The sequence below is a fragment of the Ruegeria sp. CDSA221 genome, from assembly GCF_059611825.1.
The window spans coordinates 98225-118891 of the sequence record NZ_JBXWPK010000011.1 but is presented as its reverse complement, the minus strand read 5'-3'; the positions used below and the strand labels follow the sequence as shown (position 1 = coordinate 118891).

21 protein-coding genes are annotated in these 20667 nt (G+C 54.4%); 9 read left to right on the top strand and 12 right to left on the bottom strand.

The genetic code is table 11. The features are described from left to right. Positions 1 to 406 precede the first annotated feature (406 nt). The 3 genes from AC2FJ5_RS16160 to AC2FJ5_RS16150 all read left to right on the top strand — a co-directional run bounded on the left by AC2FJ5_RS16160 (position 407) and on the right by AC2FJ5_RS16150 (position 2490). Complete coding sequence (locus tag AC2FJ5_RS16160; protein WP_496794021.1) at positions 407 to 778, top strand: hypothetical protein; 372 nt, start codon at positions 407 to 409, stop codon at positions 776 to 778. 3 nt (positions 779 to 781) lie between these two features. Continuing rightward, positions 782 to 2014: an HlyD family secretion protein gene (locus AC2FJ5_RS16155; protein WP_496794019.1), complete on the top strand. Its 1233-nt coding sequence runs from the start codon at positions 782 to 784 to the stop codon at positions 2012 to 2014. A gap of 95 nt (positions 2015 to 2109) precedes the next feature. Beyond that, the gene (locus AC2FJ5_RS16150; protein WP_496794018.1) at positions 2110 to 2490 is read left to right on the top strand and encodes a lysozyme inhibitor LprI family protein; all 381 of its coding nucleotides are present in this window, start codon (positions 2110 to 2112) and stop codon (positions 2488 to 2490) included. A 246-nt stretch (positions 2491 to 2736) separates the two neighbouring features. Here AC2FJ5_RS16150 and AC2FJ5_RS16145 read toward each other — a convergent pair whose 3' ends face one another. The 3 genes from AC2FJ5_RS16145 to AC2FJ5_RS16135 form a co-directional block, all read right to left on the bottom strand. After that, a complete protein-coding gene (locus AC2FJ5_RS16145) occupies positions 2737 to 3624 on the bottom strand; it encodes a DUF2950 family protein (RefSeq protein WP_496794017.1) in 888 nt (295 codons plus the stop codon). Between the two features lie 5 nt (positions 3625 to 3629). After that, positions 3630 to 4991, bottom strand: coding sequence for a DUF3300 domain-containing protein (locus AC2FJ5_RS16140; RefSeq protein WP_496794016.1), 1362 nt, complete (start codon positions 4989 to 4991; stop codon positions 3630 to 3632). Positions 4992 to 5219: 228 nt separating this feature from the next. After that, positions 5220 to 5891 (bottom strand): lipid-binding SYLF domain-containing protein, encoded by a 672-nt coding sequence (locus AC2FJ5_RS16135; protein WP_496794014.1) that lies wholly within the window; start codon positions 5889 to 5891, stop codon positions 5220 to 5222. A 325-nt stretch (positions 5892 to 6216) separates the two neighbouring features. On the opposite strand from AC2FJ5_RS16135, the gene AC2FJ5_RS16130 reads away from it, so the two are divergent. From AC2FJ5_RS16130 to AC2FJ5_RS16120, 3 genes are all read left to right on the top strand, one after another. Then, positions 6217 to 6903: a Crp/Fnr family transcriptional regulator gene (locus AC2FJ5_RS16130; RefSeq protein ID WP_496794013.1), complete on the top strand. Its 687-nt coding sequence runs from the start codon at positions 6217 to 6219 to the stop codon at positions 6901 to 6903. 223 nt (positions 6904 to 7126) lie between these two features. After that, positions 7127 to 9364: a mechanosensitive ion channel family protein gene (locus tag AC2FJ5_RS16125; protein WP_496794011.1), complete on the top strand. Its 2238-nt coding sequence runs from the start codon at positions 7127 to 7129 to the stop codon at positions 9362 to 9364. A gap of 70 nt (positions 9365 to 9434) precedes the next feature. Beyond that, positions 9435 to 10145 (top strand): IS6 family transposase, encoded by a 711-nt coding sequence (locus AC2FJ5_RS16120; protein WP_496794010.1) that lies wholly within the window; start codon positions 9435 to 9437, stop codon positions 10143 to 10145. A gap of 165 nt (positions 10146 to 10310) precedes the next feature. On the opposite strand, the gene AC2FJ5_RS16115 is transcribed toward AC2FJ5_RS16120, so the two are convergent. Next, positions 10311 to 11111, bottom strand: coding sequence for a transglycosylase domain-containing protein (locus AC2FJ5_RS16115; RefSeq protein WP_496794008.1), 801 nt, complete (start codon positions 11109 to 11111; stop codon positions 10311 to 10313). Positions 11112 to 11810: 699 nt separating this feature from the next. Here AC2FJ5_RS16115 and AC2FJ5_RS16110 point away from each other — a divergent pair. Further along, a complete protein-coding gene (locus AC2FJ5_RS16110) occupies positions 11811 to 12119 on the top strand; it encodes a hypothetical protein (RefSeq protein WP_496794007.1) in 309 nt (102 codons plus the stop codon). Positions 12120 to 12256: 137 nt separating this feature from the next. Here AC2FJ5_RS16110 and AC2FJ5_RS16105 read toward each other — a convergent pair whose 3' ends face one another. Then, the gene (locus AC2FJ5_RS16105) at positions 12257 to 12508 is read right to left on the bottom strand and encodes a WGR domain-containing protein (RefSeq protein ID WP_496794006.1); all 252 of its coding nucleotides are present in this window, start codon (positions 12506 to 12508) and stop codon (positions 12257 to 12259) included. A gap of 211 nt (positions 12509 to 12719) precedes the next feature. Between AC2FJ5_RS16105 and AC2FJ5_RS16100 the strand changes: the two genes are divergently transcribed. Next, the gene (locus AC2FJ5_RS16100) at positions 12720 to 12956 is read left to right on the top strand and encodes a DUF6429 family protein (RefSeq protein WP_496794005.1); all 237 of its coding nucleotides are present in this window, start codon (positions 12720 to 12722) and stop codon (positions 12954 to 12956) included. 116 nt (positions 12957 to 13072) lie between these two features. After that, positions 13073 to 14419, top strand: a complete 1347-nt coding sequence (locus AC2FJ5_RS16095; RefSeq protein WP_496794003.1) for a DUF7986 domain-containing protein — start codon at positions 13073 to 13075, stop codon at positions 14417 to 14419. A 156-nt stretch (positions 14420 to 14575) separates the two neighbouring features. Here AC2FJ5_RS16095 and AC2FJ5_RS16090 read toward each other — a convergent pair whose 3' ends face one another. The 7 genes from AC2FJ5_RS16090 to AC2FJ5_RS16060 all read right to left on the bottom strand — a co-directional run bounded on the left by AC2FJ5_RS16090 (position 14576) and on the right by AC2FJ5_RS16060 (position 20596). Next, entirely contained in the window at positions 14576 to 14893 is a 318-nt protein-coding gene (locus tag AC2FJ5_RS16090; RefSeq protein ID WP_496703980.1) for a bactofilin family protein, read from the bottom strand. Between the two features lie 295 nt (positions 14894 to 15188). Then, positions 15189 to 15440 carry a ParB N-terminal domain-containing protein gene (locus AC2FJ5_RS16085; protein ID WP_496703981.1) on the bottom strand — a complete coding sequence of 84 codons (252 nt, stop codon included), beginning with the start codon at positions 15438 to 15440 and terminating at the stop codon, positions 15189 to 15191. Positions 15441 to 15854: 414 nt separating this feature from the next. Beyond that, positions 15855 to 16718 (bottom strand): sugar phosphate isomerase/epimerase family protein, encoded by an 864-nt coding sequence (locus tag AC2FJ5_RS16080; RefSeq protein WP_496794002.1) that lies wholly within the window; start codon positions 16716 to 16718, stop codon positions 15855 to 15857. 13 nt (positions 16719 to 16731) lie between these two features. Further along, positions 16732 to 17622 (bottom strand): NAD(P)-dependent oxidoreductase, encoded by an 891-nt coding sequence (locus AC2FJ5_RS16075; protein ID WP_496794001.1) that lies wholly within the window; start codon positions 17620 to 17622, stop codon positions 16732 to 16734. Positions 17623 to 17760: 138 nt separating this feature from the next. Continuing rightward, a complete protein-coding gene (locus tag AC2FJ5_RS16070) occupies positions 17761 to 19035 on the bottom strand; it encodes a TRAP transporter large permease (RefSeq protein ID WP_176866991.1) in 1275 nt (424 codons plus the stop codon). A gap of 2 nt (positions 19036 to 19037) precedes the next feature. Beyond that, positions 19038 to 19541: a TRAP transporter small permease gene (locus AC2FJ5_RS16065; RefSeq protein ID WP_496793999.1), complete on the bottom strand. Its 504-nt coding sequence runs from the start codon at positions 19539 to 19541 to the stop codon at positions 19038 to 19040. A 59-nt stretch (positions 19542 to 19600) separates the two neighbouring features. Continuing rightward, the gene (locus tag AC2FJ5_RS16060; protein WP_496699481.1) at positions 19601 to 20596 is read right to left on the bottom strand and encodes a TRAP transporter substrate-binding protein; all 996 of its coding nucleotides are present in this window, start codon (positions 20594 to 20596) and stop codon (positions 19601 to 19603) included. Positions 20597 to 20667 lie beyond the last annotated feature (71 nt).

Here is a 20667-nt window from a genome sequence, read left to right as displayed (position 1 = left end):
CCAAAGGTATTCCTCTCGGCCATCGCTCTCGCTGCAACGGTCCTATTCTGGCTGTAAATCAATGAGTCTGGAACCTAAGGAAAAGTTCCAGAATGCGTCAAATGAACAATTCTGGTTCCTAAAACCGATTTAGTACTCAACGCGCCTTTGACGGCAGCACCGCCGTTCAGCGGCTTGAGTCAAAAGAGTTTGGAACTGGTCCTTCTTTATGAGCAATCCATATCCGAGAATGGCGAACCCGGCATGGCTGGATATCTACGCCTGCCCAAACCTTGTTCTTGCTATCTCCCTTTCGCACAGGCCGGGCACCCGTCTCTAATTTTTCAAAGATATAGTCGGTCGAAACGGTTCTTCTACAGGCGCATTATTTAAGGAAATCACATTGGCAAACCCGACAATACATCCGATGGCCCCGGAGCACATCCCGCGTTATGTCGTTGCTGCGGACGGTGGTGACTATTTGTTCAACGTCATGTTGGTGATGACTATTGCCGCCATTCTCCTGATCGGTGTCGCGTATTTCACGTTGCATTCTATCCCGGAAAACATGGCTCATGAGACAAACCACCCGCAGTTCCAGTTGGTTGGAATTCTGGCTCTACTGGCATTGTTTACACACAACGGAATCTTCTGGATTGCCGCAATCCTTGTGGCAGGTTTCCAGGTCCCCGATTTCGCCGCGCCGCTGAGATCGATTGCCGAGGCTATCCGATCTCTGGCACCCCAACGTGATCGGGACGCAATGGAAGACGCTGAACCATCAAGCAAGGACTGTTAAGACATGCTTGAGACAATGATCAGCGCGTTGATCACGATCCTTCCCGATTATCTCTTCCGTCGGTTCGTACAAGGGAAAAGGATCGGGCACGAGATCACACTTTTTACCATGTGGTATGAGCTCCGATGGGGGATAACGGCCTGTGCGGTTCTCGCATTAACAATAATCACGACGCTTTTCTATTTTCACCCGGCAACAGCCCACGTCGCTTCGTTTTTTCGGACGGTAACCATTCTGCCGCAGGCGGGCGGACGTGTGTCTGAAATTTATGTGGTAAACAACGAACTTGTCACTGCGGGGCAACCAATATTTCGTCTGGACGACGCGTCTCAGCAGGCTCAGGTGCAAGCAGCAAACGCTATGGTTGCGCAGGTTCAAGCATCCCTAAAAGTGGCCGAGACTGATTTTGCTGAGGCAGATGCCGGAATTGCAGGTGCGCAGGCTTCACTCGCCCAGGCAGTGGAAGATCTAGAACGTAACCAAACACTGCGCGACGAGGGTTCGAGTGCGGTTCGTTTGGCTGAGATTGAGCGATTGGAAAACCAGGTGGCCGAACGCGAAGCTCAAGTGCTGGCCGCCCAGGCAAACAAGGCAGCGGTACGCCAACAGATCGACGAGTTGATCCCCGCCCAGATGGCCAGCGCCGTGGCTCAACTGGATGCTGCTAACACCGAATTGGAGAAAACCCTCATCGTTGCTGGTGTCACCGGACGTGTCGAACAATTCGGCCTGCAGGTCGGTGACTACGTCAGCCCTGTGAGGCGTCCGGCCGGCATACTTGTACCTTCTCATTCAGGACATGACCGATTTCAGGCTGGATTTAATCAGATGGCGGCTCAAGTCATCAAACCCGGCATGATCGGAGAAATCGGGTGCATGACCAACCCTTTCAAAGTGGTTCCTGCTGTTGTCGTCGCCGTTCAGGATGTGATCCCCTCAGGCCAAATTCGTCCCAGCGATGAGTTGCGCGACGTCCAGACCAATCAGGCCCCAGGTGCGATCACGGTCTATCTTGAACCGCTCTATGTAGGGCAGGCAGACAAGATACCGCCGGGCAGCACATGCCTTGCGAATGTGTACACTGACAACCACAAGAAACTGGAAGATGAAAACCTGAGTTTTGGCGAGCGCGCAGTCCTGCACATCGTCGATACGATCGGGGTGGTCCATGCGGCGGGATTGCGCCTCAGATTGATCCTTATGCCGGTGAACACACTGGTTCTGACCGGTCATTGAAAATCGAATCAGTCTAATGAACTTGGATTTTTCCGGGCGGAGGAATTGAATTGAAGACACTGAGTACAATTTTGGTATTGGGCTTTTGGTCATCAATGGCGTTTGCAAAAGACGTGCAACCGGGCGAGATGGCAGAGGACTGTGAGAGTAGCGCAGTCGACGAGATTGCTGCGATCCAGTGTTATGACGCGGAATATGAGCTTTGGGACAAGTGGCTCAATATTGCCTATGACAAAGCCTTGGAACAGGCCCGCGAAAACGATGCGCGTAGTGATCTTGCCGCAGGCAGCAGGACCGCGACTGAGGCTATGACGAATATGCAGCGAGCATGGATCGGCTATCGCGATGCGCTGTGCGAAGGGAAAAGCTCGGGAACACCGACATCCAACGCTCACGCGATGGCGTGGTCACAATGTGCCCTGTTTGAAACTGCCCGGCAAACAAAAATCCTGAATGGTTTCGCTGAGGGGTTCTAACTGGCGGTCAAATTCGCTCCGGTGGCCGCATATACTTCGTTCCAGCGGTATCTGCGGCAACACGCCACTTTCTTTGTAAACACAAACGCGGACGGCCCAAGCCACAGCGTAGTTACAATGCGCGCCTTTTTGAATCTGTGAAGCATGCATCGATCCAGCAAACGCTCGGCGAAGTGTCAGCGGTATGCTTGGATTACCAACCAATGATCGACGCAGACATCAACGCCGCGCCAAACGTACCCTGTTTCAATCACCCAGTTTCGCCCATTCCGATCCGGGATCAAAAGAATGGATATCATACGCCAGATCCAGTGTCTCTGGCCCCAGATCAACCTCCCAAATCGCACCAGCTTCATTTATGATAAATGTGTGAGTGCCGCTGACGCCATAATCGGCTGGCACCGCAAGCAGGGCGTGGCCAGCGAGCAGGTGCCCATTGATAAAATAGTCCATCGCGCCTCCGGGAGCGGATCGTCCTTGTGATGTCAAAATCCGAAAATAGTAGCCCAATAATGGAGAATGGTCTGCGCCTTCTATTCCATCCAGGCTGGCAGAGGCCGCAGCGGGGCCGACCAAACTGCCTCCACCTGGCCAGTACAGTCCATCCTTCGTTCCTTCGGTCGAAATCAGATGAGGGGTGAATTCTCGTACTCCGTCGCTGTCAAAATCAGCGCTGCGATAGGCTGCTTGCGCCGCGTGATAGCCGCGCAGCAGTTCGATCACGGCCAGTTCGTTTAAACCGATTGCGCGGGCATTGATTTCCGCGCGGCCTTCTTCGGCATCATAAATCCATCCACCATCGAAAGCTGTAAGGGGAATTGGAAACGGCCAGGCGTCAGCCCCCAGTTCGATTGCGACATATCCAACCTCGTGCCGCACAAAGCGCCAGCCCTCGTCAAACAGGGTCAGGAATTCATTCATGAAGTCCCGCTTTGTCTCTTCAGGTGCATCCAGCAAATCGCCAGCGTCCGGATCAATTGCCTCAAGTACCGAAAGAGGATCTCCGGTTTCCATAGCCAGTACCAGCGCGTCAAGTGCGGCCTGTGGGGTCAGGTATACAGGGACGTCCTGAGCGGAAGCGCCTTGCGTAAACAAATTGATCGCAAAAAAGGCAGGAGCTAATAAAGGTTTCATAGCTTTCATCTCCGGCGTCCTCCCCCTTTTGTCTGCATTTTGCCACCGCCTCGGTTGGACGCAGCTTTGGCCCGTGACCCTGTGGCTTGTTTCGATAAGGCTGGTTTCTTCTTTGCTGCGGGCTTGCTGGCCTGTGCCTTTGACACGGGTTTCTTGGGTTCAGCGGGCCGTTGTACAGGTGCTTTAGATGTTTCCCCTCGGCCCTTCAGCGCGGCAGCCCCGACCGTTGCAACAGCTGCAGCCTCGGGCCGACTGATATCCTGAGCTCCAGTCTGTTCCGAAAGGTTTTCGCGCAGAGCATCGCGGTTCACACCATCCGCATCAGGCCGGGTCGACGCCCCAACAAGGTCGATATTTGTTCGGTCGCCACCTTTGTTTTGAAGGTTAGCAATGTGGTCACCGCCAATCGAGAAATCCTGATTGCCGTTTCCAACCCGGTCGCCGTCGCGCCGCACCAGGGTGTTGTCCCCGACGTCGATATTGACATTGTTTAGCGTGCGGTCCCCGATCTGAATGTCGCCGTCCCTATCAATACTCGGATGCCCACCGTTGAACCGCTCACCATTCCAACTGCCGATGTTCACATCCCCGTCGATGTCGATATCCACATCTGGGTTCCAGATGATGGGCCCGTTGCTCCAACCACCGCAATTTCGGCATCCCCAGTAGCCATACCAATCATCATCATCGTCAAAGATATCATCGATGATGGTGAACGCTCCCCAGATGAACAGGCCCGAGACCAGCCAGTCCTCCCAGTTTGGATCGTTGTTGTCTTCAACATATACTATCTGAGGGTCATACTGAGGAACATAGACGACTTCAGGGTCTGAGGGGACGATGACCACGTTGTCATTTGCGTCTCGGCTGACGACCTGAGGCACCTCGTCTGGGACCGGCTCTCCTTCAGCTGTTTCGATCAGTGCCCCCGCCTCGATTGCTTGATCCCGCAACACCTGAACCGTGTCCATGACATCATCGGTTTGGTTGATCATCGCAATGCCAACAGCCTGTGTCCAATCCATGTGGTTGGCCATTCCGGTGACAACGCTTGGGAAGGTTTCTGCCAGCACCTCGACCGACGCGTCGTAACCCTCTGCTTCAATGATCGGTTTGAATTCTTCCGGGGTAGAGACAGCGTTCTCTGAAATCAGCGCATCAGCGGAACGTACATCGTCCGGTGCCGTGGCTCCGACCAGAATCTGGATGAGAATTGTGTCGGGATAGAGCGCGACGGGTGCCAGAAGTTCTTCCAGTTGCGCTTGCGTCAAAAGCACAATCTCATCTGCACTGACCGCCTCGACACTTTCTTGCGCAGCTACAGGGGCCGTAGTCAGAAACAACGCGGCCCAAACTAGTTTTCTCATAGTGCGGTGCGCTCCAAGCTTAATTGCTTCAATTTTCTTGAGTGGTGGCTCTATGTTCTCTCTCGGATCGCCCTTTCAAAAAGGTCGCGCCATCCCCCTGACAACCACCCGGTTTTTGAAACCATAGCTTTTTGGGCAAGGAAAAATTGTTCATTTGAACTCATCTGTCAAATTTGCTCATAGCGCCGGCCAAGTCCAATTGGGATGCTCAATCGCCGCACGTCGCAGTCAGTTCAGTTCTGGTGCCCGCCAATACTTGGTTCCAGTGGCATTTGCTGCGACGCGCCAGCCCTTTTTTGTCAGCACGAAAAAAGTCCGACCATCGACAAACCGGATGTTTTCACCGGTCTTTTCCTCTCCGAACATCGCGCCGGTTTCTGCGGTCGCGTCATAGCCGTCATTGATGAACTTCATAAAATCACCGGGCGTTTCGAACAGGATGACAATCTGCGCCTCGAACCCGCCAAGGCCCAACGCGGCGCCGACACCACCGGTCCCCATATTCATGTACGTCTCGGATCCATCCTCGCGCAAGATGGCAATACCACGACCATATCCGGCGGTGACGGGCATGATGGTGATCTTGCGGGTGTCGAAGACAGCGTAACCGGCGCTGATTTCAAAGAGAGCTGCCGCATCCGGGTTTTGCATTTTCAGCCGGTTGATCACTTCGACAGCCATCTGATCCAGCTCTGCCCGTGTCTCTTCCGGTGTGGCTTCGTTTGTCACCAGATCGACGGTGGAATCGACGGCATCGCCGACATGTTCAAAGCCGGTTTCAATCGACGTTCCGACTTTTTCGGCACCGTGTTTCAGCCCTTCCAGAAGGTTTTCCGCAGCTGCTTCACTCGCCAGAACCATACAGAGCCCTAGTGCAGTTGACCAATTTACAATGCCCATATTCAACCTCATTCGTGATGTTACCGCTAAGTGTAGATGTCCGGAACGCAATTGGGTCTGGCTCAAAACAAATTTCCGACCCGAGATTAAGCGACGAGCCGAAGCCCGTCGCCATCCACTCAGCACCTCAAAAGCAAGCCCTCCGAGGGTCGGCTGCTCACTCCACTCTTTTGCAGCCCTTATACCGACCCGCGTCAGATCAAAGTGTCCAAATGGCACAATCCACAAAATGGCCCAATTTGTCCTTTCGATCTGCATCCAATTGATACGAGCGCGGTTTTTTTGTAGCAGTGCCTAAACAACGGATTTGAATGAATTCCACCACATGCCCGATGCGCGAAAAAACCTGAACAAAGACACGCGTTTGTTCGACTCCATAGGATGGCTGCCTGAGTGTTCGGATGCGCTGCGGCAATGGTTTGTCGAAAACGGAAGATGGTTGGAGTTGTCATCCGGGACTACACTGTTTCGGGACGGTGACGAAACGGATGGGATGTACGGAATCGGTACAGGCGCGCTGGATTTGGAATTTGCTCCTGAAGACGTCGAGGACGTCGTGACGCTAAGGTTGAATCCCGGAGCATGGATCGGGCACGGTTCACTTCTGCCGGGGATACCCCGGCCGTTCAATCTTGTGGCATCTGTCGACAGCCACCTGTTTTTCGTACCGGCCCGCGCCTTGCGTGGTCTGCTGAGAAATCAGCCTGAATTCTGGCCTGAGTTTTACGCGCTGACAATAAAACAAATACTTGCTTTGATTGCCTTCATTGGTGAGTCTCAATCTCTGGCGCCAGAGACAAGGCTTGCGCGGCAATTGCTTCGCCTCTGCTCCAATGATGCAACAATCAAACTACGCCAGAGCGATCTGGCCGCAACATTAGGAATGTCAAAGTCCAGCGTACGACGGGCGCTGAAGATCCTATCAGACAGCGGCGCGATAAAAACCGGCTACAACCGGCTGGAAGTTCTGGATCGAACTCTGCTGGAAACAGTCTCTCAGCGCATGACATAAGCCGTCATAGCCTAGTTTGATCAACTTGCCTGATTGCTGATTTTGGTCCAGTGCAATTTTCTTTCTGAAAGTGTGCATCTGAACAATTCTTGGCCCTCAACACCGATACTAATGCCTGTTGACACAGTGTGCCCTACATGGTCGCAGATAGCTTCTACCGCATGTGACCTAAATCCCTTTCAAGCTGACACCAATGCTAAACTCCGAAATCAAGGCCCAATGAATGCTCCACATGCTTCGCCTCGTTCTGTCACTGGTATCCATATTCTTTCTGGTTGTGCCGGTTTACGCGCAGGACAGTACGGCCGCTCCGGTCGCGATTCCTTCTGATTTGACCCCCGAACAGGTCGATGATCTGGTTGCGCGCATGTCCGACGATCAGGTCCGGTCCATTCTTCTTGAACGCCTGGATGCCGTCGCCGAGAAAAACGCGGCTGAAGCCGAAGAGCGCGAGGACCCGATTACCGAGCTCAACGAGATCTGGGCCGAAATGGTGACCTCGTGGACCCAGGTCATTATGACCGTTCCAAATATCTTCCACGCGCAGGTCGAGGCCGTAAGCAATTTCACGGGAACTTTCGGAACAGCCGGCGCGTTTACCTTGATGGGCCTGGTTCTGAGTGTTCTGGTCGTTGGCCTGGTCGCGGAAAAGTTGTTTGAATTGCTCACACGCCGTTGGCACGTACAGAGCGAAGCCGAAAACGAGAACGATCTTTGGGGCGCTGTCCGCTATCTGTTTGGACGTTTTTGTCGCGAAATAGCCGGGCTCGTTGTTTTTTATATCGTCATTCGTGCAGTCGGTCGCGGCCTTTTGACACCAGAGCAAATCACATATGCCGCGCCGTTTGTCTTCTATTTGATCTGGATCCCGCGCCTGGGTGCGGCCGCTTCGCGTTTCGCGTTTGCGCCCAAGAAGCCGCACTACCGTCTGGTCAACATCGACGATCACTGGGCAAAGTACCTGCATCGCAACATTATCGGACTGCTGATCCTGATTGGTTTCACCCTGTTCCTGTTGCACTTTAACCGACTCAACGGGATCACCGGCGGCGAAACGCGTATCGGCTTCTGGCTGAATGCCGGAATTCATATCTACATCGCCGTGATCGCCTGGAAAGCGCGTGAGGGCCTGTCGCAGATGATGCTGGGCACCGACCCCGATCACACCAAATTCGATGAGGAAGTGGCCCGCTACTATCCCTATTTCGCGATCGGTGTGTCGGCGGTTGTCTGGCTGTTGGTCGAGTTTTTGGTGGCGCAACGCCATCCGTCAACCCTCGCGCTGCTCGCCAATGGTGCGCATTTCACGACGATGTTCTGGTTGCTCTGTGCCCCTGGGCTGGACACGCTGATCCGTGGCTTGGTGCGCCATCTGCTGCCGCCGATGCAAGGCGTCGGTCCGGTGGCTGAGCGCGCCTACAGGTCGACCAAGCGAAGCTATATTCGTATTGGCCGCGTCATCGCTGGAATTCTGCTAATCCTGATGATCGCTCGAGCCTGGGATCTTAATCTTCAGGAAATCGCGGGTGGCGGAGCCGATTCCGGCAGTAAGCTGATCCAGTTCTTCATCATTGTTGCGATCGGTTACATCATTAACGAGCTTGTCTCGCTGTGGATCAACCGGTGTTTGGCCAAAGAGCAAACCGCATCAGAGCAAAGCCCCGATGAAGAGGCCGGTGAAGGCGGTGGCGCTGGCGGGTCGCGCTTGACCACGGTTCTGCCGCTGCTGCGCGTGACCGCTCAAGTCACGATTGCAGTCATCTTCACTTTGCTGGCGCTGGGTGCGTTGGGCATCAATATCGCTCCGCTTTTGGCCGGTGCAGGTGTTCTGGGTCTGGCCATCGGCTTTGGTGCGCAGAAACTGGTGTCGGATATTGTTGGCGGTGTGTTTTTCCTAGTCGACGATGCTTTCCGGGTTGGGGAATATGTCGATGTGGGCGGCACCACCGGCACGGTTGAGAAGATCTCGATCCGCTCCATGCAGTTGCGCCACCATCGCGGACCGGTCCACACCATCCCTTACGGTGAAATTCAAAAGCTGACCAACTATAGCCGTGACTGGGTGATTATGAAGCTGAAATTCACCGTGCCGTTCGACACCGACCTCAAAAAGGTCAAGAAGATCTTTAAGAAGATCGGTGCCGAGATGATGGAGGACGAAACCCACAAGGATGGCTTCCTGCAGCCCTTTAAATCGCAAGGTGTGTTCGACTTTGACGATGTCGGCATGATCATCCGCGGCAAGTTCATGGCCAAGCCGGGCAAGCAATTCACCCTGCGCAAGGAAATCTTCAATCGAGTCAAAGTCGCGTTCAAAGAAAACGGGATCGACTTTGCCCGCCGCGAGGTGCGCGTCGCCATTCCTGGACTAGATGAGGCCGACAAGTTGACCGACCAGCAAGAGGCCACGGCAGGCGCCGCTGCGAGCGCTCAAAACAACCTAGCTCAAGGAATCACATAGGTAAACTTCGCTTCAGTTTGAATGGCATTGCCAACTTGTTTGCGCGTTCTGAACTGGTTACCGCTCACGCATGAAGATACCGTTCAAATTGCCGCGCCTGAAGGGCTTTCGTTTTCCGCGAGAGGTCATCGCCTATGCCGTCTGGGTCTACCATCGCTTTGCGCTTAGCACCGCCGATGTTGAAGATCTTCTCGCGGAACGCGGTGTGACGGTCAGCCGGGAGATGGTCCGGCAATGGGTCAACCGCTTTGGCGGCAATTTCGCGAATTGCATCAGGCGATACCGGCCAGCCGCGGCCGACAAATGGCATTTGGACGAAGTGGTCATCCCGATCAACGGTCGAAAATGCTGGCTCTGGCGAGCCGTGGATGCGAACGGGGATACTCTTGATATTCTCGTCCAACCACGGCGGAGTGCTAAGGCCGCCCGCCGCTTTCTGAAGCGATTGATTTCGCAATTCGGCAAACCCCGTGTTGTGATCACGGATAAGTTGCGAAGCTATTTCAAGCCAAGCCGCGATCTTGCGCCGGGTGCGGATCACCGAGCACACAAAGGGTTGAACAATCGGATCGAAGGATCACACAGACCCACTCGAAAGCGTGAAAAGCTCATGGGGCGCTTCAAGTCGCCAAAGCAAGCGCAAAGGTTCCTTGCCGCTCACGACCAGATCAACACCGTGTTTCGACCCCGCCGCTATCAACTCTCCACAATCTCATACCGTCACGCCAGAACCGATGCTTTCGGCCTCTGGGACGGTTACGCTCTCGAAATGACCGCCTGACAGACGCAGGCCAGACTGCAGTCAGCCGCGTGCAAACAAGTTGGCAATGCCATTCTTCGCCATGCTACTTCTCCATGTTGCAGAAATAGGCCAAGCCTAACCTGCTGGGTGAAGCAGCCGGTACATCCCATTATAGACCGATGCTGCGCCGAGAATGAATGTCAGCTATTTCTCCAATTCGCAGCGTTCCAGCGGCACGCTTGTGACTAAGGCCGTCTGGATAGCACTTTCAGCTTCATCGTCTGAAATAAACCCTGCTTTCAACATTTCCGACAGCACGAAGTTTCTTCGCTCAATGGCTCGGTCGTATGATCTAATAGGATGGAAATGCGCTGGGGCCTTGGGGAGAGCTGCTAGGTAAGCGATTTCCTCAAGTCCCAAATCTGCAACAGGTTTTCCAAAGTAAGCCATAGCCGCGCCAGAAATGCCAAAGCAGGTTTGCCCTAGGAAAATCTGGTTTAGGTACCAGCTCAGAACCTCATCATGTGAGAGCGCTTCACCTATCACAAATGCAATCGCTAATCTTTGGAGTTTCCCTGCACGTGGTTGAAGATACCAACGTCCAATCTGTTGTGTGATGGTTGAGTTTTGAGGTGGACGTTCAAAGAAGTAGCGATCTTCTGCCGCGACAAAGGCCAGTTGGGCGGTGCGGGGTATCGTTGACCAATTGGCTGCCGATTCTTGATAGTGCTCGCGTATTTGATCTGGGCGTGGAAGCTCTGAACCTGTGTTGTCGCCTCTGGCAATAGTCGCCGCGACGACGATGGCAAAAATACTAGGAAGCAAGTGTGGAAAAAGGCGCATAAGGAAGCCCATCAGACAAGTTTGTTTGAAGGTTAGAGTCAAAGGCAATGGATAGCCAGCCGATCTGAAAAACGCAGTTGTCAGTCGTTTCTCCAAAGCCGGCAAGCCGCCGTTCGCGCAGCCGCAGCGAATTGGCGCTTTGTCCGCGGTTTTCGAGTTCATGACCTGTGCAGCGAACGGCAGCTACTTTTGCATGTTCTTATATTGTTCTGAATTTTGGCCACTTTTGCACGCTCGGTCCAGTTGGGCCAGAGTGATGCGGCCCGCAGCGCAACGCGCGAGGACACGGTCTTGTCTATTTGTCTTGTCCGAGGGGGGAGGCTGTGCCTTCCCCCTGACGTCGGGGGGCGTTTGGCTTGTCCAAATCCCGCCTGACCCACAAAAAAAGGGCAAAGGAACTTCGATCCTGCGGAAGCGCAAAAGGGATCGTCTCCCGAACGGGCAGAACACCCCAGCATGGACCGACCATGACCCAAAGCCCCTGCCCCGGCTCGCGAGAGACGGATCAGGGGCCACTGGGACAGGGAGATCATGCTGGGGTGTTCTGGGTGGGAGCCTAACCAGGAGCCCGATCACGAGCCGGCTGGCTCGGGATTTGCCAAAGCGTTGCACGTCAGATGACTTTGACCTTCACGTCACAAACTGATTCAGAACCGGTAAGTGTAGTTTCAGGGTTGGGGTGAGCGCGCGCGGGTCCCAATTCACCGTTTGCGTGGTCTTATCAGAAAACAAAAGCACGCGTGTTACCCTCTATCGTCAGAGGCACCACATTTAGTATGCGATTGCTAGGAACCCACAATATACTTGCATTTGAGCCCCTTTTGTTCTATTCTTGACCTGCGCTGCCAAGGGGAAGAACACATGTCCGAAACTGCCAATTCAGAGACACAGACCGCACTTCCAGCCACAGCCAAACAACTTGCTTACGCACGAAAGATCGCGGAGCAGCAAAACATAAATCTACCCTGGGAAATCCAGCAGGATCGGCGGGCTTTGAGTCAGTGGATTGATACGCAGAGGTCAGCACCTCGCGTACGCGATACCCGACCAAGCTCCAGACAGGTGGCATTCGCGGAGCGCATCGCGCGGATCAAGCGTCGCGCTGTTCCAGACGAATGCTTTCGGGATCGCTCCCTGATGTCCCGCTGGATCGATAGCAACAAGCCCTGAACAATATCACGCTGGTTTGGCATCTTTAGCATTGCCTTGCCATGTTGGAAGAAACACCGATGCGGTGCTTTCACACATGCCTTGCTGAATACCATTCCATTGAATAGGCCGCATCATCTAACCATGGGATCAAACGGCTATGCTCCGACCGGAACATAGCCTCGGCGACGTTTTTGTCCTTCAAGTTTCTGGAGCGCGTCAGCAGCCTGGGCTTCGTCATCGTACGTCACCATCATGGCCTGCCCGTTCGTGCCAATACGTCCCCAGGCACGAAGAACGGACACTTCCCCGAACAGCGTCGGCTGCAACTCAATTCCATAGAACCGTGCCATGTTGACGTCCGGGTCTACATGGATCAGGTGGACAGGTGTGGTGTCTGTCAGCTCCATGACTCTATTATTGTTTGGCACAGCCCAGCTGTCCAATGACATTGCGATATCTATTCTCTGGGAGCGATTCATATCCGTGATGTGAGGCGGCACGGGTTTCACCCGGCCTTATCGATCTGGTCGCACCATATACTAGCTGAAGATCTTTGCAGTCCCTCCGTTCGCCGGATCAGGGTTGACGAGCCCAGCCCTTGTCGCATCCGCTGTGGGTATGGACATAGATGAGAACAAGGTGGATGAGGCTGTCCTGGCGCTTCTCTGGTTGACGCTGCATGACGAGCGCCGCGCGTGGAAAGGTTTTGACTGGGACGCGCTTGATCGCCTGCACCGCAACGGGTTGATCCTGGACCCGGTTGGGAAGGCAAAATCGGTGGTGCTGACCGATGAAGGCCTTCGCCACTCCGAAGAACTTTTTGCAGAGCTTTTTGCGCGAGGGCCGAGGACGTAGCACTCTCAGGCGGTGTGACAATCCATCTAACGCAGTTCAGCACAAACTTGTGGTATGGCTGGCGGTTGCGACCTGCGCTAGATCGCCTCTGTCCGGCGAACAGGGAGAAGGTGAAAATGGCGACGGGGAACGATCTTGGCGGGCTCATCGGGTTTGTCACCCGTGACGAGATTTGGTACGAGCGGCTCGCGGACGTGTTGGACGAGCATTTTCTGCCAGCGCTCGAGGCATTCGATCTCGATTTCGAGGATTTGGGCGACCTGCTGGGCGATGACTGGCCAATGGTCCTGTGGGGCGGTGGCCTTGAAGACTTGCTGGGCAGGACATTCGGACCGGGCGCCGAAAACGCTGCAGATGCTTATCTGAACGGGAGCGGTTCTAATGAGAGTGCGCAGACCCGCGCCTATATCAAAGGATTGCGGGACGCGCCGGTCAGCCTTTATGAGGTGAGCGAGATAGACCCCGGCAGATCCATGGTATTGCGCGACGCGCTTTCGGACGCCGAGCCGGTCACCGTCCGGGAACACAGCGCAACGCAGATGCTGCAGCGGTGGGATCGCATCGCCGCTCGGGTTGTCACGCAGGGCGATCACTATGTGATCTCGGGGGCGCTGCTTCCCTTCGAGCCGGACACCGTCGCTTTTTTTGAAGACGGGCTCCGCTCCGTGTTGAAACTGAACCCCGACGATGAGCTGAGACTGACGCAGGATCAGCTACACCGCTCCGCACCCCTCTTCACCAATGCCTGGCTCTTCGCACATTTGCCGAACTTGCTGGACCCGGAACCACCGCAGATCAGCAACAGCGATGGCGGCGATCTGCTCTTTCACGACATGCGCTTCCCGCTCGCCAGTAAGGTGACGCAAAGCCAGGTCTCGCAAAGACTGTCCCAGTCCGCAGAACTCGTGGTCTCTGGTCAGAAGGATTGGACCTGGCTTGACGTCGGCAACCCGTCCGGCAACACCCGTGGCACCGGCCTCGTGTTGGACAGGTCAATGTCAGGGGCCTCCGTGCTTGGGTCCCTGAACCTGAAAGGCAAGACACTCACACTTTCTGTAAATTCTGCAGCGCGCGCCGATCGCGGCGAAGCCTTGGTCCGGGACCTCCTGGAGGATCTGGTGAAGTCACCGCTGACATCAATTCAGACCGTCGAACAGATGATGGCGGATGACAGCCTGAAAAGCGAAGTGGCAGAAGAAGAGGACATCCCCCCTGCCCTTGCCCGTCAGATTGCCCACGAACATCTCGACCATCACTACCGCGACACGCTTGATCAGCCGATCCCGGCCCTTGGGGACAAATCACCGCGCCAGGCCGCTCGCAGCACGGCGGGCAGGAAGAAAGTCATCGACTGGCTGAAGACAATCGAAAACCGCAGCGCGCGCCAGACCCGCTCTCCTGTTGCAGACTATGATTTCGGCTGGATGTGGGACGAGCTGGGCCTGTCAAACCACCGAAAATGAAACAGGTAACCTACACAGTCGAGGCGTAAGACGGGCAAGCAGTTTGCTGGGCAGCTTCCCAGAAGATGCGCATCGAGCCTCTCAGGTTTCACTCTGAACCAGGCAATCGCATTTGTCTGAAGTGTAACCATGATACTGGTCGTTGGCAGGCATGCCCTACTGCCCGCCCGCGATGTTAACTTTGCCCACAACCTTCGCACCGCTTTCAGTCGCCATCGTCTTGGCCGCTACATCAGCTCGAATTTGTGCGCTCGATGCAATCTTCAGATCGTCGCACTTCAGGCTTCCCTGGTGCTTGCCATCAATAATGATCTTCTTGGCCGATAGTTCACCGTCGACCGACCCGCCAACCTGAACAATGATTGTCTCAGCGCTAACGTCGCCAACCACTTGCCCTTTGACCTGGATGCCTCCCGCACTTGAGTTGAGATTGCCTTCAATTGTCAGATCTTCTTCAATGATTGAGCTTGCCACGTTGAAACCCTCTGGATGAGACGTTGGCGACCTTAGAAGGAAAGTCGCTGCTTGAACACCTTCCAATCCTAACCATCGTCGTGCTGCTCAAACGTTCATTTATTGGCGAGTTCCACCTAAAAATCGAAGGTTTCGGAACGGTCGTCGCGACATGTACCGTATTTACCGATCGTCCAATTCTGCCGCTCATCACTTGATCTAGCGCTGCGGTACGGCTTCCTCAGAACGGACTTTCGCGCTCAGCGTATCAATTGGTTAGGTTTTCAGGATGAAAAAACCTGCAATTTGGATACATTCAGTGTAGCTGAGCGTGAACCAGAAATCCTTCGACTTCAACTTCACCAATAGCGCGCAAAGCCTCAAGCCGGTGATATCCTTCGACAAGAATGTAACCGCCGCCCTTATCGGCGCGCAGGCGTATGGGCGTGGTTTGGCCGTTTTCCATTATATCGTACGCGATGCGTTCGACTTTGGCGGGATCCAGAGTTTTTCTCCGTTTGACCGGAATGCGAACGTCACAAATGGCATATTTTTCTTTTATAGGCATGATCTCAATTTGCGCGAGAGGGCAGCCTATAAGCAAGCACTTCGGCCGAGATATCCACCAATTTCCAATTTTGTCTCATGGCGCCGCTAGATAACAGCCTATGTACAAGCGGCCATGAGTTCGTAAATTACCGAGCATTTAGCCAAATCGAGGGCATCTTGGTGAACTGCCCAGAGCCGACTTTGAGCACTGTGTCTAATTGCTGCGGTCGAGCCCGCTTAGCGGCCATTCGTTGCGCTGCCAAAATTTGTGTCTGTTACAACTCACAGGTTGCGGGACATTGCCGACCTTGGCCTATCCAGTATACTCTGGATGCATGTGTCGACGGTTTTGCGTCGTGCAACAAATGCAAAATGGGCCACCCGGATCGTTGAAATCAAGCTGGGCGACCCTTTCGGGCAAAAGGGAGAAGGTTTACCCGAAGTTTTCTTGAAAACGCTCTATGCAGAGACGGAAGCCATCTTCGAAATTGCCGTTGCCAGGATGGTAGACGCTTTCAAAGCTGATGACACCGTCATAGCCATCGGCCCGCAACGCATCGGCCATGGGTTCGAACTGGTCAGCCAATTGACCCTCACCCATGCGCCGTAATTCTAGCGTGGCACGTGGGGTGTCGACCTGTACGTCCTTTATGTGGATATGGCCAAGGTAGCCGTCTTTCACCTCTTCATAGCCATCGGGGAAAGCCCTTTCGTGGCACCAGCAATTGTTGGCCGGATCCCACAGCACTTTCAGGGCGCCTTTGGCATCCAGATCGTCGATCAACTTGCGGCCAGTGTAGTTCGAGTTGACCATGGTGCCGTTGCCGGTTTCGACCACCAGCGTAAGGCCCGCGTCCTTGATCACATCGACCGCAGGCGCGATCAGCGGCAACATCGCATCCCAGGCACCATGTGCCACGTTCCACTTTTCGGCCCCGTTCAGGCCCCACAGGATTTGTTCTTTCTTGGGGCTCATAATCCGAACTAAGGGTGACCCGACCACATGCGCCATATCGATAACGCGCTTCAGCGCATCCATGTGTTTGGTATGAAGCTCGTCTCCCGGCTTGTTTGCTCCGGTCGTGCCAGCAAAAATATGACGAGACAGGCAGGACACGGGTTTACCACGAGCGCGCAAGAGCGTGTCGATTTCCTTGATTTCCTGCGCCGAGTGGTCGCCCACTTCAGTATCACCAACAAATTGCAGTTCCGCATATTCGAGGCCGAATTCGTCCATAACATCGACAGAATAAGAGAGATCTCGGCTGATGCCGTCGCAGATGACGCCTAATTTCATGAGTCTTTCCTTTTTAGCGGTGCAATTCTGCGCCAATGATTTCTTCCATGACCCGCGTGCAAACCCAATTGTCGCCTGCGGGGTATTTGGTCTTTCCCTGATGGAATATCTGCATGGCGGTCGAGGCCATGAACAACGGCACGCCGATTTCCTCAGCCAAGTCCAGCGAGATTGTCAGATCCTTGTGCATAGTGCCGATACCGGATCCGGTGCCTTCGAATTTACGATCAATGATATTTTCAAGCGCGGTATTGGAAACGCCGCAACCCGCCCCTGATGTTGAGAAGACATCGAACAGAACCTGCCCAGAGACTCCGGCCTTTGCGGCAAGAGCGGCGGCCTCAAAAGTCGCGCCAAAGATTGAGCCAATCAGCGTTTGCAGGCAGGATTTGACGACCTGTCCGTCACCGGCCTGGGCACCAACCCGGTGGATGGTTTTGGACACCGCCTCCATCACAGGTTTGTAGGTATCCAGAACCGAGGGTTCACCCGCGGCCATCATGGTCAACGCACCGCTCTGTGCACCGGGAAAACCGCCCGAAACTGGGCTGTCAATCAAGTGAACTCCGGATCCTTCCATCGCCGTCGCGATCTCACGCGCTTCACTAGGTTTGATCGTAGCAGTTAGAACCACCGCGCCACCCTTGGTCATGTGGCTGATCAGGCCGTTATCCCCCAGGATAACGGCCTTGGCCTGCGCGCCGTTCATCACCATAACATAAACCGCATCAGCATTCGCACCGACTTCGGCCACGCTGGTCGCTGATATGCCACCCATCGCGGCAAACGCGCTCATTCGATCTTCACTCAGATCTAGGCCGGTCGTTGCAAACCCATTTTTGATTAGGTTCTTGGCTAGCCCGCTACCCATATCCCCTAAGCCGATGACACCAGCTCGTAACATTTCAGCTTCCTTGTATATCCGGCACTTGCCGGGCCGTTGACGTTTAACACCCGGTTGCCGGACGCTATTGCAAGAGAGGTTTCAACGCGTTCGCGTCGGGCGGGTCCAAAAGACACCTCCTGCCCATTTCATTCCCGGCTAGAAAACCAAGCCGGGTATCCACAACACCAACTGCGGGAAAACACAGATCAGGATCAGCACAACGACGTTTGCGCACAGAAACGGGGCCGCCCCGAGAAAGATTTTTCCGATGCTGAGTCGCGAAATTGCGGCGCAAACGTTTAGGCAATTGCCGACTGGCGGCGTACAGGCTCCGACAGCAAGCCCCGAGATCATCACCACCCCGAAATGCACCCCCGAAATGCCAAGCTCCTGAGCAACCGGCAAGAGCACGGGCGTCATCAACAGGATCGCCGGGCTTACGTCGATGAAGGTGCCTGAAATCAGAATCAACAACGCCATCAGTAAAATGAAGCCCGTTGGACCTAAGCCAAACCCTGAAACAAAATCAGCCAGTTGATTGGGAACCCGCTCGAGTGCCAGCACCGTGATGAACACCTGGCTGAAGGCGATGATCATCATAATTTTGGCAGACATGATGATGGCTTGCCGCATGGCGCCGGGCAGTTCCTTGACCACCACCAAACCAACTAGAAAAAGCCCGATGATCAGGCCGTAAACCACAGCTGCCCCAGCCGTTTCTGTTGGCGTCACAAAGCCGAAAACCACGGATCCGACAATCATTATAGGCATGATCACCACGGGCGCAGATCGCTTGGCTTCAAGCCACGCAGCCCGCAGTGTGAAGGGGATGTTTTCGGTCGGGTAGCCGTTGCGGCGGGCCATGTACCAAACCACAATCATCTGCATTAGCCCGACCATGATACCGGGAATGATGCCTCCCAGAAACAGCTGCCCAATCGATTCCTCAGCTGCGATAGCGTAGATGATCATCGGCACCGATGGCGGAATGATCATACCCATCGTTGACGAAGCGACAGTAATGCCTGCGGCCACTTCTTTCGGATAGCCACGCTTTTCCATCTCTGGGATCAGGACCGCGCCGATCGACGCCGTGTCTGACGCCGACGAGCCAGAGATGCCGCCGAAGATCATCGAAGCCACGACGTTCACATGGCCCAGACCACCACGGAACCGGCCCACGAAGAACATCGACAGATCGAGCAGGCGGCGGGTGATGCCGCCGGAATTCATCACCAGCCCCATCAGAATGAAGAATGGTAACGACACCAGCGGGTAATTGTTTATGCCTGAAAAGAACCGCTGCACGACAAAACCCATCGCAGCAGGTGCTTCGATCATGAAGTAAGCGACCGATGCAAGACCCAACGCGTAAGCGACGGGCACGCCGATGACCAAAAGAAGCAGAAGGGATCCAAGGAGAATAAACATGGTCAGTCCTCGGGCATCCAAAGTATGTCGGTCTTCTCGTCGCCAGACAACGTCAGGACGATTTTGATGGCGCAAAACAACACGGCAAGCGAGCAGGCAAGCGGGACAATGACAAAGACGTAAGATTGCGGCATGCCAAATGGCTGCCAAATATTCTTGCCCGGTCCAGCAATCCAGTCAAAGGATAGATAGACCAACAACCCATTCATCGCACCGACAAGCGCCAGGCCCAAAATATACAGGCTGACTTTAATAGTATGCGGCAACAGATCTATGAAGACGGTGATGGCAATGTGTTCCCGACGGGAAATTGCGACCGCACCACCAAGGGCGCTGGTGGTCAGGAAAGACATCTTGACCAGTTCATCAACCCCGTAGATCGCAGCATCGAAGGGTCGCATCAGAACTTTGGCACATACTATGACCAGAAAAATGGCAAATAGAACCACCATGATGTTCTCCAGCAGAGCAGTCAGCACCCGATTTATGGCAATAAGACGATCCACAACATTACCCTTCTGCTTGCAGGGTTCGGGCCAGCAACTCAGGCCCGAACCCAATCTGATCAATTGCAGGACTGAGCAGCAGCGCGGGCTGCATCAATGTCATCTTGGGAGAAATGACCTGCATCAATCATCTGTGCGTAAACAGGTTCAACGGCGGTCTGGAAACCAGTCAGGGCAGCGGGTTCCAAAGTATTGATTTCCACAAATTCCTTCATGTCTTCAATCACATTAGTTTCGGCCTCGCGGTACAGGTTGTCGGACATTGCGAGCGCTTCCACCGAAACCTCGTCAAAGATAGCCTGCAGATCGGCGGGTAGAGCGTCGTACCATGCCTTGTTCACGATAAGCGGATCGGGGCCTGTCATATGGTTTGTAAGAGACAGATATTTTTGGACTTCATGTACCTTGAAGTCCCAGATGTTTTGCGGCGGGTTATGCTGGCCATCAATCACACCCTGCTGGAAAGCCTGATAGGTTTCAGAAAATGGCATGGCAACTGGAACAGATCCAAGCGCGGTACCGGTTGCGATCATCAAATCGGACTGCGGTTCGCGGATTTTTAACCCGGCAAGATCTTCGACTTTGGTGATGGGTTTCACATTGTTTGTATAGGCGCGAAATCCTTGGCTGATGCCGGTGGCGGGCACGTGATAGCCATTGGCCGCGGCGCGGGCTCCGATTTCTTTGGTGAAATCGCTACCAACCAAGCACTGCATTTCGTCCCAGCTCGCAACCAAAAAAGGCAGCTGAAACAAATTGAAGGCCCCGCTGGCATCAGCAAAGAATCCGCCACGCGTACCTTGCAAAAGCCCCGACGTGACCTGATCCATCATTTCGCGTTCATTACCTAACGCGCCACCAAAGAATGTCTCGACATCAATGCGGCCACCCGAGCGGTCCTCAAGTTCTTTTTCAAAGAATACCATCGACTGAGACCGGATCGAAGCTTCGGGCTGTTCGTTCCCATATTTGAATGTAAAATCAGCCGCCGACGCGCCGGTTGCTGCGATGATCGAGCTGACCACTGTGGCCAGAAATTTTGTTGTCCGTTTCATGACGTCCTCCCAGTTTTTTGGGTGCGTAGACCCAGCATAAGCGAGAAACTCACGATCGGTGCCGCCCATTG